General features: G+C 60.5%; 13 protein-coding genes and 1 pseudogene. 6 read left to right on the top strand and 8 right to left on the bottom strand.

Going from position 1 to position 17,068, the window contains the following annotated elements; all coding sequences use genetic code 11:
- Window positions 1-158 precede the first annotated feature (158 nt).
- The 6 genes from BLU01_RS21205 to BLU01_RS21180 all read left to right on the top strand — a co-directional run bounded on the left by BLU01_RS21205 (window position 159) and on the right by BLU01_RS21180 (window position 7,730).
- Window positions 159-2,282, top strand: a complete 2,124-nt coding sequence (locus tag BLU01_RS21205; RefSeq protein ID WP_092279170.1) for a TonB-dependent receptor plug domain-containing protein — start codon at window positions 159-161, stop codon at window positions 2,280-2,282.
- Window positions 2,283-3,212, top strand: coding sequence for an ABC transporter substrate-binding protein (locus BLU01_RS21200; RefSeq protein ID WP_092279168.1), 930 nt, complete (start codon window positions 2,283-2,285; stop codon window positions 3,210-3,212).
- Entirely contained in the window at window positions 3,209-5,113 is a 1,905-nt protein-coding gene (locus BLU01_RS21195; protein ID WP_092279166.1) for an ATP-binding protein, read from the top strand. The genes BLU01_RS21200 and BLU01_RS21195 overlap by 4 nt, the downstream gene beginning before the upstream one ends.
- A gap of 248 nt (window positions 5,114-5,361) precedes the next feature.
- On the top strand, window positions 5,362-5,877 hold the full coding sequence (fabA, locus tag BLU01_RS21190; RefSeq protein ID WP_042560484.1) for a 3-hydroxyacyl-[acyl-carrier-protein] dehydratase FabA: 516 nt from the start codon (window positions 5,362-5,364) through the stop codon (window positions 5,875-5,877).
- Window positions 5,878-5,888: 11 nt separating this feature from the next.
- Window positions 5,889-7,109, top strand: a complete 1,221-nt coding sequence (gene fabB, locus BLU01_RS21185) for a beta-ketoacyl-ACP synthase I (RefSeq protein ID WP_092279164.1) — start codon at window positions 5,889-5,891, stop codon at window positions 7,107-7,109.
- 432 nt (window positions 7,110-7,541) lie between these two features.
- A complete protein-coding gene (locus tag BLU01_RS21180) occupies window positions 7,542-7,730 on the top strand; it encodes a hypothetical protein (protein WP_092279162.1) in 189 nt (62 codons plus the stop codon).
- 103 nt (window positions 7,731-7,833) lie between these two features.
- Here BLU01_RS21180 and BLU01_RS21175 read toward each other — a convergent pair whose 3' ends face one another.
- From BLU01_RS21175 to BLU01_RS21140, 8 genes and pseudogenes are all read right to left on the bottom strand, one after another.
- A complete protein-coding gene (locus BLU01_RS21175) occupies window positions 7,834-8,376 on the bottom strand; it encodes a DUF2058 domain-containing protein (protein ID WP_092279160.1) in 543 nt (180 codons plus the stop codon).
- A gap of 28 nt (window positions 8,377-8,404) precedes the next feature.
- Window positions 8,405-9,238, bottom strand: a complete 834-nt coding sequence (gene mazG / locus BLU01_RS21170; RefSeq protein WP_092279158.1) for a nucleoside triphosphate pyrophosphohydrolase — start codon at window positions 9,236-9,238, stop codon at window positions 8,405-8,407.
- A 128-nt stretch (window positions 9,239-9,366) separates the two neighbouring features.
- Window positions 9,367-11,610, bottom strand: coding sequence for a GTP diphosphokinase (gene relA / locus BLU01_RS21165; protein WP_092279156.1), 2,244 nt, complete (start codon window positions 11,608-11,610; stop codon window positions 9,367-9,369).
- Window positions 11,611-11,733: 123 nt separating this feature from the next.
- On the bottom strand, window positions 11,734-13,086 hold the full coding sequence (gene rlmD, locus BLU01_RS21160) for a 23S rRNA (uracil(1939)-C(5))-methyltransferase RlmD (RefSeq protein ID WP_092279154.1): 1,353 nt from the start codon (window positions 13,084-13,086) through the stop codon (window positions 11,734-11,736).
- Window positions 13,086-13,988 (bottom strand): cysteine synthase CysM, encoded by a 903-nt coding sequence (gene cysM / locus BLU01_RS21155; RefSeq protein ID WP_092279152.1) that lies wholly within the window; start codon window positions 13,986-13,988, stop codon window positions 13,086-13,088. The genes rlmD and cysM overlap by 1 nt, the downstream gene beginning before the upstream one ends.
- A 125-nt stretch (window positions 13,989-14,113) precedes the next feature.
- Window positions 14,114-14,737, bottom strand: a pseudogene (locus BLU01_RS21150) (DUF1016 N-terminal domain-containing protein); the annotation flags it as partial.
- 180 nt (window positions 14,738-14,917) lie between these two features.
- Window positions 14,918-16,342, bottom strand: a complete 1,425-nt coding sequence (locus BLU01_RS21145; protein ID WP_092279150.1) for a sensor histidine kinase — start codon at window positions 16,340-16,342, stop codon at window positions 14,918-14,920.
- Window positions 16,329-17,051 (bottom strand): response regulator transcription factor, encoded by a 723-nt coding sequence (locus tag BLU01_RS21140; RefSeq protein ID WP_092279148.1) that lies wholly within the window; start codon window positions 17,049-17,051, stop codon window positions 16,329-16,331. Before BLU01_RS21140 ends, BLU01_RS21145 begins: the two co-directional genes overlap by 14 nt.
- Window positions 17,052-17,068: the final 17 nt, after the last annotated feature.

Below are 17,068 nucleotides of genomic sequence, written 5' to 3'. Positions count from 1 at the left end.
TTATACGGAGCGGCCCAGTGGCGGCCAGCCCCTGCGACAATTACCGGCAGTTGTAGGAAGAAGACCAATAAAACCGAGGAAAATGCCCAGATCGTGACTGGAAAACCCGACGACCTCGGTTAACATGCGCGCCACTTAATCGCTACCAAGGCTTTGTCGTGTTTTTCGGTCCTCCTGCACCTCGCTCGTCATTGCTGCTGGCGCTGATCTTCAGCCCGGTTTTGCTCGCCGACGACCTGTTTCTCGACAGCGAAGCGCTGCCGCAAGTGCTCACCGCCACGCGGCTCAAGCAGTCGCCAGCGGCCGTGCCGGGAAGCATGACGGTGATCGACAGCCAACTGATCGACGCCAGCGGTGCCCGCGACATCAGCGAGTTGCTGCGGCTGGTGCCGGGGATGATGGTCGGCAACATCAACGGCAATCAGCCGGCGGTGAATTACCACGGCACCAACGCCAGCGAAGCGCGGCGCATGCAGGTGTTGATCGATGGCCGCTCGGTGTACCGCGCGGGCCTGGCGACGGTGGACTGGAGCGATATTCCGGTGGCCATGGAAGACATCGAGCGCATCGAAGTGTTTCGCGGCCCGAACACCGTCAGCTACGGCGCCAATGCGCTGATGGCGGTGGTCAACATCATCACGCGCAACCCGGCGGACAGCCACGGCACGCGCCTGAAAATCACCCGAGGCCAGCGCGGCATCAATGATTTCTACGCCAGCCAGGGCACCGGCTGGGACGGCGGCGATTTGCGCCTGTCGCTTTCCGGCCAGCAGGACGACGGCTTTGACAGCGACCGCAATGGCGCCGACTACCGCGACAGTCGACGCCTCGACCGCTTCAATCTTGCAGTCAGCCAGGCGCTCAACGACAACCAGAGCATCGACGTGCAGTTGAATGCCAAGGACGGCGCCAACCAGCGGCCTTATACCTACCGGCCAGTGTTCTCGGGGATTACCGCTGCGGGTAACAATTCCGACGTGATTGCCAAGGATTACGCCGGCTCGCTGCGCTGGAACCTCGACATCAATCCTGATCACAGCCTGTACGTTCAGGGCTCGGCGCAACATTGGGACCGCCAGCAGACCTGGCGCGCCTGTGATGCCGAAGTGTCGTTCAGCCCGCAACTGAGCGAGCTGTGGCAGATCAATCCGAACTACACCGAACGTCTCGCGCGCAACATGTTGATGTTCACCGGCCCCGGCGCACCGGCCGGCACCGCCACTGAGCAAGCGCTGGCCAATCAAGTGCTCGACCAATGGAAAAACGGCGCCCGCCGAACCCTCTGCGGCGACATCGACCAGAGCACCCGCGAGTCGCGCTACGACCTCGAATTGCAGGACACCTTGAGCCTGTCCGATAGTCTGCGACTGGTCAGCGGCATGAACTATCGTTACGACCGGGCAGATTCCGAGACCTACTTCAATGGCACGCTCGACGACACCACGTGGCGCACGTTCGGCCAACTCGAGTGGCGCGCCAGCGAACACTGGCTGCTGCAGGGCGGCGCGATGTTTGAAGACACGCAATTGACCGGCAGCTCGCTGACCCCGCGGGTTGCGGTGAACTACCTGATCAACCCGCGCCACGGCGTGCGCGCGGTGTATTCGGAAGCGATCCGCTCGCCGAACATGTTCGAGAACAACGTGAACTGGAGCTATCAGGTGACCAACCTGCAGCCCAGCGCCTACGGCCAGTCCAGCGCTCGTTATTTCGTCAAGACCCGCGGCCCCGGCGACCTCGACAAGGAACGCATGCGCTCGCGGGAGCTGGGCTACAACGGCTTCTTCGCCGAGCTCGGGCTGGCAATCGATGTGAAGCTGTTCTACGACGAAATCACCGGGATGATCAGCGAGCCGTTGCGCAACAACCAATACATCGCCAGCAACGCCAACACCTCGCAATTCTCCGGCGCCGAAACGCAACTCGACTGGCGCCTCGGCAGTGCCGATCGCGTGCGCCTGACCTACGCCTACGTCGATGCCAAGGCGAGCAACCCGCTGGACCAGCAGCAAACTGCGCGCAACAGCGGTTCGGCAGGTTGGTTGCGCGATTGGGGCCACGGCTGGAACAGCGCGCTCTTCTACTATGGTGACGACGCGCTGAACGGCTACCGTTTCGAACGGGTCGACGCGCGCCTGGCCAAACGTATTGGTCTGGGCAAGGCCAATCTGGAGCTGGCCGGCGTGCTGCAACAGCGCCTCGACAATCAGCCGACTACCTTCGCCGACAACCATTACGACGAGCGCCGAGTGCTTTATTTCAGCGCGGAGCTGGCGTTCTAAATGCGGGTTCAGTCACGGAAGACGCCAACCTTTGGCCAACTGCTCGGCGTGCTGTGCGTGGTCGTCAGTGGTTTGTTTGCCAGTCTGTCGGCGAGTGCCGTGGAAATTCTGCTGACCGGCGCTGAGGACAGCCCCGGCGTGCAATCTTTCGTTCAGGCCCTGAGAACGTTGCGCCCCAGCGACAACGTGCGTTTTCAAGCACTGGACAGCCTGCCGGCGCCGGGCAACTTGCCCAGCGGCACACGCTTGATTCTGCTCGACCCGCCGAGCCTCGACTGGCGTCTGCAGGAAAGTCAGGGCCCGGCCACGCTGGTGCTGCGCATCAGCCGCCTGCAAGCGCGGCAACGCTTGAGCAATCTGCAGCCCAGTCATTTGAGTCTGTTATGGAGCGATCCGCCGCTGGAGCGGCAATTGCGCCTGACCCGGATGATCCTGCCGCAAGCGCGCCGCGTCGGCGTTTTGTATGACCGCCACAGCGAATTCCTCCTCAAGGAATTGCGCCACGCCGCCCTGCCGCTGGGCCTGGAGATCGTCGCCGAACGCTGGGACGACACCAGCGACAGCCGCCCTTTGCAGGACCTGCTGAAAAACAGCGACGTATTGCTCGGCCTCGACGACCCCGATTTGTACAACCCGAAAACCGCGAAAAACCTGCTGCTCAGCAGCTACGCGCGGCAAATGGCGCTGATCGGGCCCAACGCCGCTTTCGTCAAGGCCGGCAGCCTTGCCAGCACCTACAGCGACCAGAATGACTGGCTGGCGATTCTCGACGATTTGCTCGACCGCCCGACCGCCAGTTGGCCACGCACGCTCTACCCACGGCACTTCAAAGTGTTAAGCAATGCGCAAGTGGCTCGTTCATTAGGTATTGAACAGATGAATGAAGCGTCTGTCGCAACACAGTTGGCCGAAGGAGAACGCCACCCATGACCTTCCGACGCCGTTGGGACATCAACACCCGTACCCAGATCATCAGCCTCGGCCCTGCCCTGTTGCTGACCTTGCTGCTGATCAGTTTCTTCACGTTTGTGCGCATTCAAGACCTGCGCCAGGAGCTCAATCACACCGGGCAACTGATTGCCAATCAACTGGCACCGGCCACCGAATACGGGGTGATTTCCGGCAACAACGATGTGCTCGAAAGCCTGCTCAAAGCTACGCTGGCCACGCCCAATGTGCGTTTCCTCGAAGTGCAGGACAGCGCCGACCGGATTCTGGTGTACGTCGAGCAACCGTCGGAATCGCACAACCGTTCGCAGCAGGTCGAGGTGTTTCAGGCGCCGGTGCGCCTGCAACGGATTGCGCTGAACAACGACTTCTTCGAGAACACCCGCACCTCGGTCAGTGCGCCGAGCGAGGACTACCTGGGCCGGGTGATCGTCGGTCTGTCCAACGATGCCTTCAGCCAGCGCCAGCAAGAGATTTTGTTCAAAGCGGCGATTCTGGCGTTGTTCGCCTTGCTCTTTACTTTCCTGCTGGCGCGACGCTTGGCCGGCAGTCTGTCGCAACCGATCCGCGACATCGGCAACGCGGTCAAGGCCATCCAGCAAGGCGACTACAGCACGCCGCTGCCAATCGTCGATGACACCGAGTTGGGCGCCTTGTCGCAACACATCAACAACCTCGCCGACGGCCTCGAACAGGCCAGCCGCGAACAGCAGCAAGCCATGTCACAGTTGATCCAGACGCGTGAAGAAGCGGAGAAAGCCAACAACGCCAAATCCGATTTCCTGGCGATGATGAGCCACGAATTGCGCACGCCCATGAACGGCGTGCTGGGCATGTTGCAGTTGCTCGAAACCACCGACATGACCGAGGAGCAAGTCGAATACGCGGCGCTGGCCTCGGAGTCGACCGAGCATTTGCTGAAGGTGATCAACGACATTCTCGACTTCTCGCGCATCGAGCGCTCGGAGCTGGAACTGGAGCACATCCCGTTCAACCTCGCGGACTTGATCGGCAGTTGCGCGCAGGCGTTTCAGCACAGCGCGGCGCAACGCAAACTGGAATTGGACCTGACCATCCCCGCAGACATGCGCGCTTTGCAGGTACAGGGCGATCCGACGCGGATCCGGCAGATTCTGGTCAACCTGATCGGCAATGCGCTGAAGTTTACCGAGCACGGCCGCGTGTCCATTGAAGCGCAATGGCAATCGCTGGATCACGAATTGCTGTGGTTCACCTGCACCGTGCGCGACAGCGGCATTGGTATTCCGGCGGCGAGCCTGGAGTTGATGTTCAACGCTTTCCAGCAGGCCGACAGTTCGATTTCCAGACGTTACGGCGGCACCGGGCTGGGCTTGCCGATTGCCCGCACGCTGGCCGAACGCATGGGCGGCACGTTGCGCGCGCAGAGCGAGGAAGGTCGCGGTTCGGTGTTTACCCTGGAAATACCGCTGGCTCTATATAAGCAGGCATTGCCGCCGTTGCCGAGCCCGCGCGCACCGTCGGGCAATGGTCATGGCGAGGGCCGCAATGTGCTGCTGGTGGAGGACAACCCGGTGAACCAGACGGTTATCGAAGCGATGTTGCGCAGTCTCGGTTTCACCGTCAGCGTCGCCACTGACGGCGAGCAAGCAGTGCGCAGTGCCGAGAGCCTGATTTTCGAAGCGATCCTGATGGACTGTCGACTGCCGATTATCGACGGCTACGAAGCAACTCGGCAGATTCGCCAGTTGCCCGGCTGCCTCGACGTGCCGATCATCGCGCTCACCGCCAACGCCTTGCAGGGTGACCGCGAAACTTGTTTGGCGGCGGGTATGAACGATTACCTGGCGAAGCCGTTCAAACGCACTGATCTGCAGCAAATTCTGCAGCGTTGGGTGCAGTAGTGCTGTCCTTTCGGCTATCTGCGACTGGCGTGAAAGGCGAAAGTGCGGCAGTCTTAGGCACCCGAACAGGCCCGAAAAGGGGCTTGAATAATAATTTCAGTGCACAAGTGTATATTCATGTCCTTGGCGCTGTGACTTTCACCACAACGCAATAGTCTATGAGTAGGCTGTCGACTCGAGGCATGAACGCTTCGATCGGCCGGGAAGATTTGCCCCACCCTGCCGCACGGGACTATTGAGGAGCTCGCATGACCAAACAAAACGCCTTTACTCGGGAAGACCTGCTGCGCTGCAGTCGCGGTGAGCTGTTCGGCCCAGGTAACGCGCAACTGCCCGCGCCGAACATGCTGATGGTGGATCGCATCACCCATATCAGCGAAGAAGGTGGCAAGTACGGCAAAGGTGAATTGGTCGCCGAGCTGGATATCACTCCAGACCTGTGGTTTTTCGCCTGTCACTTCGAAGGTGATCCGGTGATGCCGGGCTGCCTGGGCCTCGACGCCATGTGGCAACTGGTCGGTTTCTTCCTCGGCTGGCAAGGTCTGCCGGGCCGCGGTCGGGCCCTCGGTTCGGGCGAAGTGAAGTTCTTTGGTCAGGTCCTGCCGACCGCCAAGAAAGTTACGTATAACATTCAGATCAAGCGCGTCCTCAAAGGCAAGCTGAACCTCGCAATCGCCGACGGTTCGGTCAGTGTCGATGGCCGCGAAATCTACACCGCCGAAGGCCTCCGGGTCGGCGTGTTTACCTCCACTGAAAACTTCTAAGGGTTATCCGCATGCGCCGCGTCGTTATCACTGGTCTGGGCATCGTTTCGTGCCTGGGCAATGACAAAGAGACCGTCTCCGCTAACCTGCGTGCAAGTCGCCCGGGCATCCGGTTCAACCCGGAATATGCCGAAATGGGTCTGCGTAGCCAGGTTTCCGGCTCCATTGACCTGCCCCTCGAAGAGTTGATCGATCGCAAGATTTATCGCTTCGTCGGCCACGCGGCGGCTTACGCCTACCTGGCCATGAAAGACGCCATCACTGACTCCGGTCTGACCGATGAGCAAGTCTCCAACCCGCGTACCGGCCTGATCGCCGGTTCCGGTGGCGCCTCCACGCTGAACCAGATGGAAGCGCTGGACATCCTGCGCGAGAAAGGCGTGAAGCGCGTCGGCCCATACCGTGTCACGCGGACCATGAGCAGCACCGTTTCCGCTTGCCTGGCAACGCCGTTCAAGATCAAGGGCCTGAACTACTCCATCGCTTCTGCCTGCGCCACCAGTGCTCACTGCATCGGTACCGCCATGGAACAGATCCAGATGGGCAAGCAGGACATCGTGTTCGCCGGCGGCGGTGAAGAAGAGCATTGGAGCCAATCGTTCCTGTTCGACGCCATGGGCGCTCTGTCCAGCAAGCGTAACGACACCCCGGAACAAGCTTCCCGTGCCTACGACGCTGACCGTGACGGTTTTGTCATTGCCGGCGGTGGCGGCATGGTCGTGGTTGAAGAGCTGGAACACGCTCTGGCCCGCGGCGCGAAGATCTACGCGGAAATCGTTGGCTACGGCGCAACGTCCGACGGTTACGACATGGTCGCCCCAAGCGGCGAAGGCGCAATCCGCTGCATGCAGATGGCGATGTCCACCGTGGATACCCCGATCGACTACCTAAACACCCACGGCACTTCGACTCCGGTCGGCGACGTCGCGGAAATGAAAGGTGTGCGTGAAGTGTTCGGCGCGAACGCTCCGGCCATCAGCTCGACCAAGAGCCTGTCGGGTCACTCCCTGGGCGCCGCCGGCGTTCACGAAGCGATCTACTGCATGCTGATGATGGAAGGCAACTTCATGGCGGGCTCCGCCAACATCGACGAGCTGGACCCGGAAGTGGCAGACATGCCGATCCTGACCAAGACGCGCGAAGACGCCACCATCAACACCGTGATGAGCAACAGCTTCGGCTTCGGCGGTACTAACGCCACGCTGGTATTGAAGCGCTGGGCCGGCAAGTAATACTCGCCGCCGCTCGCTTCAGATAAAAACGCCCCGACTGGTTCGGGGCGTTTTTTTATGCCTGGAAAAACACCTCCCCGCCGCCCTCCTGTAGCAGCTGGCGAAGCCTGCGTTCGGCGACGCAGTCGTCGTGAAATCAGCCAATGCGGTATGTCAGGTAAATCGTATATTCCGAATTTGCGACGACTTCGTCGCCGAACGCAGGCTTCGCCAGCTGCTACAAGTCGTGCATTTACTCGGGCCAACATGAAACATTTGTCATGAAACTCAAGCGCCTGCGACCGAATGTCGCGGTTTTAGCGGGCTGCAGCCCATTTGCAGTTTTCGCAATTATTCGTTGCGAAACGAAAGCGTTTACTTAGGGAGCTAACCAAACATATAACAGAGGCCTGCACACGCTTTGCTGCAGATAACTGAAATTGGAGCTAGCAGATGACTGTAAAAGTAACTGAACGCGACGATTCACACATGTCCCACGAAGGCGTGGCCGCCGGTGTGCGGATCTGGGATGTGCATCAACAAGACTTGCTGGTCGGGATGTTTCATTCCGAGACCGACGCGCACAACTACAAGGCCGAACTGGAAACCCTGGAACAACAACGCGAGTTACGTTCTGCCTGACACCGCGAAGCATTTGGCAATCACAGCATTGAAAACGACGAACCCCGCCATTGGCGGGGTTCGTCGTTGTAGCGAGCCTTTTATCGACTCGACACAGCAAGCCTTACCACATCAGATCATCAGGAATCTGATAAGCCGCGTACGGATCGTCCTCAGCCGCGACTTCTTCAGTCTTCACGTTCATCTGCACGATGCGCTGCGGATCGCGCTCCTGGATCTTCAGCGCCGCCTCACGCGGAATCACTTCGTAGCCGCCGGCGTGATGCACGATCGCCAGCGAACCGTTGCTGAGCTTGTTGCGCATCAGCGTGTTGACGCACAGGCGCTTGACCTTCTTGTCGTCAACGAAGTTGTAGTAATCCTCGGTGGTCAGCTTCGGCAGGCGCGACGCCTCGATCAGTTGCTTGACCTGAGCGGCGCGGGCCTTGGCCTCGACCTTCTCCTGTTGCTGACGGTTCAGCTCCTGGTCGCGCTTGACCTTCTCGGCCTTCGCTTCCTGAGCCGCGCGCTGCTGCGAATCATCGAGTTCAATCTGCCCCTTGTGGGCCAGGCGTTGCTGTTTCTGCTTGTCTTTGCCGACCTGTTTGGCCTGCTTTTGGTTGACCAGCCCTGCTTTGAGCAACTGGTCGCGAAGGGAAATGCTCATGGTGCTTATTTCTCACTTAGGCAACTGCTCAACCGCAGCTGGGCAAATTCTTTTCCTGACGTTTGGCTTCGCCCCACAAGGCGTCCAACTCTTCGAGGGTGCAATCTTCTATGGGACGGTGGGTGTCGCGCAATGCCTGTTCGATAAAACGGAAGCGTCTTTCGAATTTGCCATTGGCGCCGCGCAGTGCGGTTTCCGGATCGACCTTGAGGTGCCGCGCCAGATTGACCACTGAAAACAGCAAGTCCCCGACTTCATCGGCAATCGCTGCCGAGTCGTTGTCGGCCATCGCTTCGAGCACTTCATCGAGCTCTTCGCGGACCTTGTCCAGCACCGGCAAGGCGTCCGGCCAGTCGAAACCGACCTGCCCGGCGCGCTTCTGCAATTTGGCCGAACGGGACAAGGCTGGCAGCGCGGCGGGCACGTCATCGAGCAAGGACAGTTGCTCAGGCGCCGACGATTTCTCGGCGCGCTCCTCAGCCTTGATCTGTTCCCAGCGCTGTTTGACCTGTTCTTCGTTCAGGCGTGGTACGTCCAGCGGCGCATACAGATCGCCAGTAGGGAACACGTGAGGATGCCGGCGAATCAGCTTGCGGGTAATGCTGTCGACCACGCCGGCGAATTCGAAGCGCCCTTCTTCCCGGGCCAGCTGGCTGTAATAAACCACCTGAAACAACAAATCGCCCAACTCGCCCTGCAAGTGATCAAAGTCGCCACGCTCGATGGCGTCGGCAACTTCGTAGGCTTCTTCCAGGGTGTGCGGGACGATGCTCGCGTAAGTTTGCCTGATGTCCCACGGGCAACCGAACTGCGGGTCGCGCAGGCGGTTCATCAGGTGCAGTAAATCTTCAAGTGAATACATCAATCAATCTCTGCGGCAACGCGGTGTATTGGGCAACCGGAAACCTGTAGGAGCGAGGCTTGCCCGCGAAGGCGGTGTGTCAGGTATGACGCCTTCGCGGGCAAGCCTCGCTCCTACAAGGGACCGCTTCACGGCGTGCGGTTACGCCGGGTTTCGATGATGTTCGGCAACTGCGAAATCCGCCCGAGCAATCGGCCCAATGCGTCCAGCCCCGGAATCTCGATGGTCAGGGACATCAACGCAGTGTTGTCCTCTTTGTTCGAGCGGGTGTTGACCGCGAGCACGTTGATCCGCTCGTTGAGCAGCACTTGCGAAACGTCACGCAGCAGGCCGGACCGGTCGTAGGCGCGGATGATGATGTCCACCGGATAGGTGAGCACCGGCACCGGGCCCCAGCTGACCTGAATGATCCGCTCCGGCTCGCGCCCGCCGAGTTGCAGCACCGAGGCGCAATCCTGGCGGTGAATGCTCACGCCCCGGCCCTGGGTGATGTAACCGACAATCGCGTCGCCCGGCAACGGCTGACAGCAGCCGGCCATTTGCGTCATCAGGTTGCCGACGCCTTGAATCTGGATGTCGCCACGCTTGCCCGGCTTGTAACCGGTGGCTTTGCGCGGGATCAGCTCCAGCTGTTCGTTGCCGCGCTCCGGCTCGACCAGTTGTTGCGCCAGATTCACCAGTTGCGCCAGGCGCAAATCGCCGGCACCGAGGGCGGCGAACATGTCCTCGGCGGTTTTCATGTTGGCTTTTTCGGCCAGCTTGTCGAAATCCACCGCGGGCAAGCCGAGACGTGTCAGTTCGCGCTCGAGCAAGGTTTTACCGGCCGCGACGTTCTGGTCACGGGCCTGCAATTTGAACCAGTGAACGATCTTCGCCCGCGCTCGCGAGGTAGTGACGTAACCAAGGTTCGAGTTCAGCCAGTCGCGACTCGGCGTCCCGTGTTTGCTGGTGATGATCTCGACCTGCTCACCGGTTTGCAGGCTGTAGTTGAGCGGCACAATGCGCCCGTTGATCTTGGCGCCACGACAGTTGTGACCGATTTCGGTGTGCACGCGGTAGGCGAAGTCCAGCGGTGTCGAGCCTTTCGGCAAGTCGATGGCGTGGCCGTCGGGGGTAAAGATGTACACCCGATCCGGTTCGATATCGACGCGCAATTGATCGGCCAGACCGCCGATATCACCCAGCTCTTCGTGCCACTCGAGGACCTGACGCAGCCAGGAAATCTTCTCTTCGTAATGGTTGGAGCCGGATTTGACGTCGGTGCCTTTATAGCGCCAATGCGCGCAAACCCCGAGTTCGGCTTCTTCGTGCATGGAATGCGTGCGGATCTGCACTTCCAGCACCTTGCCTTCCGGGCCGATGACCGCCGTGTGCAGCGAGCGGTAGCCGTTCTCTTTCGGGTTGGCGATGTAGTCGTCGAATTCTTTCGGGATGTGCCGCCACAAGGTGTGAACGATGCCGAGCGCGGTGTAGCAGTCGCGCATTTCCGGGACCAGCACGCGCACGGCCCGCACGTCGTAGATCTGGCTGAATTCCAGACCTTTGCGCTGCATTTTGCGCCAGATCGAATAAATGTGTTTGGCCCGGCCACTGATGTCGGCATCGACGCCGGTGGCGGTCAATTCGTTGCGCAACTGGTTCATCACGTCGCCGATGAAGCGCTCGCGATCCAGCCGCCGCTCGTGCAGCAACTTGGCAATCTGTTTGTATTGGTCAGGCTCGAGGTAACGGAAGGACAAATCCTCCAGTTCCCACTTGATGTGGCCGATGCCGAGACGGTGGGCCAGCGGTGCATAGATGTCGAAGACTTCACGGGCGACGCGATTGCGCTTTTCGTCGTCGGCGGTTTTCACCGCACGGATCGCGCAGGTACGTTCGGCCAGTTTGATCAGCGCGACGCGCACGTCATCGACCATCGCCACGAGCATTTTGCGCAGGTTTTCGACCTGGCCCTGGGTGCCCAGCACCAGCGATTGACGCGGGCTCAGGCTGGCGCTGATGGCCGCCATGCGCAACACGCCGTCAATCAGCTTGGCGACCACCGGACCGAACCGCTGGCTGACTGCCGGCAGTTCGATCTGGCCTTCGCGCACGCCGCGGTACAGCACCGCCGCCACCAACGAATCCTGATCGAGTTTAAGGTCGGCGAGAATCTCGGCGATCTCAAGGCCGGTGCGAAAACTTGAGGTCCCCTCGGACCACAGATTTTTTGCCGCATTGGCCTGTTGTTCGGACATGCGAGCGAACTCGCACGCTTCCTTCAAGGCTTCGCGATCCAGTGCCAGATCGACACTGACCGCATGATCGAGCCAAGCCTCGAGATTGATACTGCCGTCGGTGTTGATCGGCTGGTGTGCTCTCACCTGTACCATCTTGCTTACCTTCCCTACGACGCAGTTCAATGCGTCAAATCGCTGACCTTCACTGCCCGTGCGCCCGCGCCGGGCGGTTGCGCGGCGGCTGCACGGGCGGCCAGTCGGACGAGACGAGCCGTCCTAGCTCGCTTCAAATAACGCCATGGCCTCGACATGTGCCGTCTGAGGAAACATATCGAGAATCCCGGCACGTTTTAACCGGTAGCCCTGCTTGACCAATTCGACCGTGTCGCGCGCCAGCGTTGCCGGGTTGCACGACACGTACACCAACCGTTTGGCGCCCAGGGATGCGAGCTTGCGCACCACCTCGAAAGCACCGTCGCGTGGTGGGTCCAAGAGTACCGCAGAAAAGCCTTCGCGCGCCCATTCGGCATCGGCCAAAGGCTGGGATAAATCGGCCTGAAAAAATTTGGTGTTATGCAAATTGTTACTGGCAGCGTTGGCAGCGGCGCGCTCGACCATGGTCTGCACACCTTCGACCGCGACTACTTCGCGGACGACTTTGGCCAGCGGCAAGGCAAAATTGCCGAGACCGCAGAACAGATCCAGCACCCGCTCATCCGCCGCCGGCTTCAGCCATTCCAGCGCCTGCGCGACCATGGCTTCGTTGACCCCGGCGTTGACCTGGATGAAATCCCCGGGCCGATACGCGAGGTCCAAATCCCACTGCTGCAGCCGATAACCCAACGTCTGGTCAGCCTCGACCGGGTACGGTTCGCCATCGCCATGCAGCCACAATTGCGCTTCATGAAACGCGCAGAAATCCTTGAGAATCGTCAGATCGGCCTCGGACAACGGCGACATATGCCGCAACAACACCGCCAACGAAGAACCGCTGAACAATTCCACGTGCCCCAGCGCTTGAGGTTTGCTCAGGCGTCGAAGCATTTCCGGCAAGCGCGTGATGATCGGTTGCAAGGGCTGTACCAGCACCGGACATTCGCTGATCGCGACGATGTCCTGACTGCCGGCAGCACGGAACCCGACTTCGAGCTTTTTCGCCTTCATGTCCCAGCGCACCGCCACGCGGGCGCGACGACGGTAGGCGAATTCCGGACCGCTCAGCGGCGCCGCCCACTCTTGCGGTTCGACCCCGGCAACCTTGGACAATTGCTCGGCGAGCATGCGCTGTTTCAGGGCAAGCTGCTCGGTGTGCGGCAGATGTTGCACGCTGCAACCGCCGCAACGACCGGCGTGCGGGCACGGTGCCGGGCGCCGCAGTTCGCTGGCCTGGAATACCCGCTCGGTGCGTGCCTCGACCACTTTGCCGTGGGCATTGAGCACGCGCGCCTCGACCTCCTCACCGGCCAGCGCGCCGATGACGAACCAGGTACGCCCTTCGAAAAACGCGATGCCGCGACCGTCATTGGCCAGGCGCTCGATGCTCAAGCGCTGCTTTTTGCCGGTCGGGATTTGTGGTGCCTTGCTGCCGCCCGTGGGTTGGAAGCGCAGGCCTCTCTCTTGCTTGGCCATCAGTTGGGCGCGTCGAAAATGCCGGTCGACAAGTAACGGTCGCCACGGTCGCAGATGATCGCAACGATCACCGCGTTTTCCACTTCCTTCGACAGGCGCAACATCCCTGCCACGGCGCCGCCCGAGGACACGCCGCAGAAGATCCCTTCCTCGCGGGCCAGACGACGGGTTACGTCCTCGGCCTCGCGTTGCGCCATGTCGACGATGCGGTCGACACGATCGGCCTGATAAATCTTCGGCAGGTATTCCTGCGGCCAGCGACGAATACCTGGGATCGCCGAGCCTTCCATAGGTTGCAGACCGACGATCTGCACGTCAGGATTTTGCTCTTTCAAGTAGCGCGACACGCCCATGATCGTCCCGGTGGTACCCATCGAGCTGACGAAATGGGTGATCGAGCCTTGGGTCTGACGCCAGATTTCCGGGCCAGTGCTGGTGTAGTGCGCCTCGGGGTTATCACCGTTGGCAAACTGATCCAGGACCTTGCCGCGGCCTTCTGCTTCCATCCGCTGGGCGAGGTCGCGAGCGCCTTCCATGCCTTCTTCCTGGGTCACCAGAATCAGCTCAGCGCCATACGCCGTCATCGCGGCTTTGCGTTCGGCGCTGGAGTTGTCCGGCATGATCAGGATCATCTTGTAACCCTTGATCGCGGCGGCCATGGCCAGCGCAATCCCGGTGTTACCCGACGTCGCTTCAATCAGCGTATCGCCAGGATGAATCTGCCCGCGCAACTCGGCACGGGTAATCATCGACAGCGCCGGCCGGTCCTTGACCGAACCCGCCGGGTTATTCCCCTCAAGCTTGAGCAAAAGGGTATTGCTGGTGGCGCCAGACAGGCGCTGCAAGCGGACCAGCGGAGTGTTGCCGACGCAATCGGCGATGGTTGGGTACTGCAAGGTCATGGCGTATTCGCAATCCAGACTGCGGGGGCGCCTATCATACCGGCAAACGTTGGCAGGCCATATCACGCAAAGTGCGGTGCTTATGGCTTATGGGAATAAGGGGCTGGATCAGCCCTTCTCGCAAGCCCCAACTCGATCAGGAACTCCTTGAGACGTGTGAGCAATCCCTGATGAAGGTCGGTCTCGGCATGACCGCCGGGGAGGCCGAGAAATTCGACCATGTACGCATCGCGAAAAATCTCCAGCGCCGAAGGATGAGTTTGTCTCAATGCCGTTGAGACTTTCACCGGTTGGGTGATGCTGCGTTCGAATAGTGCAGCTTTGAATTGACGTTCAAGCTCACGCCTTGACCACCTCTCCTTGATCGCCATGCGTACGTAGAACTCCCGCTCTTCCGGGCGTTTACTCTGGCTGAAAATAATCAGGTTGTGTGACCAGGACAATTGTCGCACCAGTGGTGCGACTTTCTCCTCGGCCCGGTAAGTCTCATAGAACTGACACATCCGAAACAAGTTTGACCGAGTAAACCCACGCAATCCTGGCTGAGTCCGAGCCAAGTGTTCAGCCAACTGACTGACCACCGAATCCCCCCATTCAGCGTCTTCCAGCTTGCGACTGATGTAAGCCCCGACCTGCCAATACAATTCGATCAGTTGAGTATTTACTGCCTGGATGGCTCGCTGTTTGGCACTCTGAATAAGTGCGAGCACTTCATTGAAACGGTCGTCAGTGGTGCTGGGCGCGGTCATGCCAGATTCCTTGAAGGCAAGTGAACCCGAGCTTAGACCGTCTAGGAAAGGTAAAGGGGCCGGAAAACGCCTTTAGGAAATGTCGTACGGGAATACGGGAATGGTCCGCCAAACGCAGCGGCGCGGTGAATTTGAGAGCCTCATCGCGAGCAGGCTCACTCCTACAGGGGGTCGTCGTTATTACACGATATGTGGGCGACGCAAATCCAGGGTGGGAGCGAGCTTGCTCGCGAAGGCGTCCCCAGCAGCAGCGCCGATATCCGCCACTAGGCGCATATTCAGGCGCAACCCTGCCCCGGCATTCTCCGCCCAAAGCGATCCGCCCTGACGTTGCACCGCATTCCTCGCGATGCTCAGCCCCAAGCCAAAACCGCCGTCGCCCGGCCGCGAGCCGTCGAGGCGGATGAAGGGTGAGAAGATGCGTTCCAGGTCGACTTCCGCGACGCCGCCGCCCTGATCTTCCAGCCACACCAGCCAAAAATCGCCATCGCGCTGTGCGCCGAGGGTGATCACGCCGTCGCTCGGCGAGTGCCGAATGGCGTTGCGCAGGATGTTTTCCAGCGCCTGAGCCAAGGTGTTGAGATGGCCACGCACCCAGCAGGTGGAGTCGACGGCGCAGTGCAACTGGCGCGCCGGCCACGCCGTTTCGTAACAGGCGTTTTCCGTAAGCATGTCCCACAGCGCTTGAATCTGAATCGCTTCGTCGGGCAGGCGCGAGCGTTCGGTGTCGAGCCAGGCCAGTTGCAGGGTGTCTTCGACCAGACGCTGCATGCCATCGACTTCGCGGCTGATGCGTTCACGCAGTTGCGCCACGCCCTGCTCGCTTTCGCTGGCGACACGCAGACGGCTTAACGGCGTGCGCAGTTCGTGGGACAGGTCGCGCAGTAATTGTTGTTGCAGGGCCACGGTGCTTTGCAGGCGCTCGGCCATGTGATCGAAGGCGCGGCCCAGTTCACCCAGCTCATCCGAACGATTGGTGGTGTGCCTCGACAAACGCACGTTCAACTGGTCGGCGCGCCAGGCGTTGGCCTGTTCGCGCAGGCTGTTGAGCGGCACCACCAGCAAACGATACAAACCGACGCACAGCAGCAATGTAAACAGCCCGGGAATCACTCCGTTGGTGATGACGCGCCAAAACACCCGATAGCGCCCCGGCATGAAACGCTGCGGCAATTCGATCACCAGATTGCCGGCGTGCGGGTCACCGGGAAACGGCACGCGCAGCCACGGCAGGTTTTTCTTGTGGATCGGCCAATCGAGGCCGCGCAGGAAGGTCAGGCGCTCGATGTCCTTGTCGGTCAGCGGCTGTGTGCTCAGCGATTGCAAGTCGCCACCAATCACTCCGACCCAGCCTTTTTCGCGTTGGCGCATGCCTTGCAGCCAGGCATCGACTCCAGTCCGCTGGCCCTGACGCCACGCCTGTTCGGCCTCGGCGGCGTAGCGGGTCAACGTGCCTCGCGCGTCATCGGAGAGAAACTGATTACGCTCCTCCATGTAGCGGCCCCAGGACCAGCTGAGCCAGATCATCAGCAGACAAAAAGCCACCAGCAGACAGGCGAGTTTCCAGAACAGCGAGTGCCGGCCCGGCAGGTCAGACCATTTCATCGATGGCGCTCAACACATAACCTTTGCCCCAGACGGTGCGCACTTCGCGCTCGGTGTAGCCGATCGCCTTGAGTTTGCGCCGGATCTGGCTGATGTGCATATCGAGGCTGCGGTCGTGGGCGGCATAACCGCGTTGCAGCACGTGCTGATAAAGGAAGGCTTTGCTCAGCACTTCATCGTTGTTGCGATTCAGCGTTTCCAGCAGCCGGTATTCGCTGCGCGTCAGGCCGGCGCCGTGCTCGCGATAGAAGACTTCGCACTGATCGTCGTCGAACAACAAACTGTGCACGGGACTGACCGGCGCTGGCGGCTCGGGCCGACGGTCGAGCGCCACGCGTCGCAGGATCGCTTCGATGCGCACGCGCAGCTCGGCCATGCTGAACGGCTTGGGCAGGTAATCGTCGGCGCCGAGGCGAAAACCGCTGATGCGATCGGCCTCGGCGCCCAATGCCGACATCAGCACGACGGGCGTCGAATGGCTCTGGCGAAACTGCGTCAGCACATTCAAGCCATCGAGGCCCGGCAGCAGAATGTCCATCAACACCACATCAAACGGCTGGCCGCGCGCAATCGCCAGGCCTTCCTGACCGTTCTGACACCAGGTCACCTGAAAGCCGCAACGGCCCAAGTGCTCGTGGACGTACGCACCGAGCACGAGGTCGTCTTCTATAGAGAGGATGCGAGGGAGAGCGGCATTGATGGGATTCATGAGTATCTGCAAATAAT

The organism is Pseudomonas prosekii, assembly GCF_900105155.1.
Classification (GTDB): domain Bacteria; phylum Pseudomonadota; class Gammaproteobacteria; order Pseudomonadales; family Pseudomonadaceae; genus Aquipseudomonas; species Aquipseudomonas prosekii.
This window is presented reverse-complemented; position numbering and strand designations above follow the sequence as displayed.

Excerpts from the sequence above, each read along its gene's own strand:
- rlmD (WP_092279154.1), bottom strand. The coding sequence starts at position 13,086 with ATGGCCAAGCAAGAGAGAGGCCTGCGCTTCCAACCCACGGGCGGCAGC.
- BLU01_RS21180 (WP_092279162.1), top strand. The coding sequence starts at position 7,542 with ATGACTGTAAAAGTAACTGAACGCGACGATTCACACATGTCCCACGAA.
- mazG (WP_092279158.1), bottom strand. The coding sequence starts at position 9,238 with ATGTATTCACTTGAAGATTTACTGCACCTGATGAACCGCCTGCGCGAC.
- fabA (WP_042560484.1), top strand. The coding sequence starts at position 5,362 with ATGACCAAACAAAACGCCTTTACTCGGGAAGACCTGCTGCGCTGCAGT.
- BLU01_RS21140 (WP_092279148.1), bottom strand. The coding sequence starts at position 17,051 with ATGAATCCCATCAATGCCGCTCTCCCTCGCATCCTCTCTATAGAAGAC.
- BLU01_RS21145 (WP_092279150.1), bottom strand. The coding sequence starts at position 16,342 with ATGAAATGGTCTGACCTGCCGGGCCGGCACTCGCTGTTCTGGAAACTC.
- BLU01_RS21175 (WP_092279160.1), bottom strand. The coding sequence starts at position 8,376 with ATGAGCATTTCCCTTCGCGACCAGTTGCTCAAAGCAGGGCTGGTCAAC.
- relA (WP_092279156.1), bottom strand. The coding sequence starts at position 11,610 with ATGGTACAGGTGAGAGCACACCAGCCGATCAACACCGACGGCAGTATC.
- fabB (WP_092279164.1), top strand. The coding sequence starts at position 5,889 with ATGCGCCGCGTCGTTATCACTGGTCTGGGCATCGTTTCGTGCCTGGGC.
- cysM (WP_092279152.1), bottom strand. The coding sequence starts at position 13,988 with ATGACCTTGCAGTACCCAACCATCGCCGATTGCGTCGGCAACACTCCG.
- BLU01_RS21195 (WP_092279166.1), top strand. The coding sequence starts at position 3,209 with ATGACCTTCCGACGCCGTTGGGACATCAACACCCGTACCCAGATCATC.
- BLU01_RS21200 (WP_092279168.1), top strand. The coding sequence starts at position 2,283 with ATGCGGGTTCAGTCACGGAAGACGCCAACCTTTGGCCAACTGCTCGGC.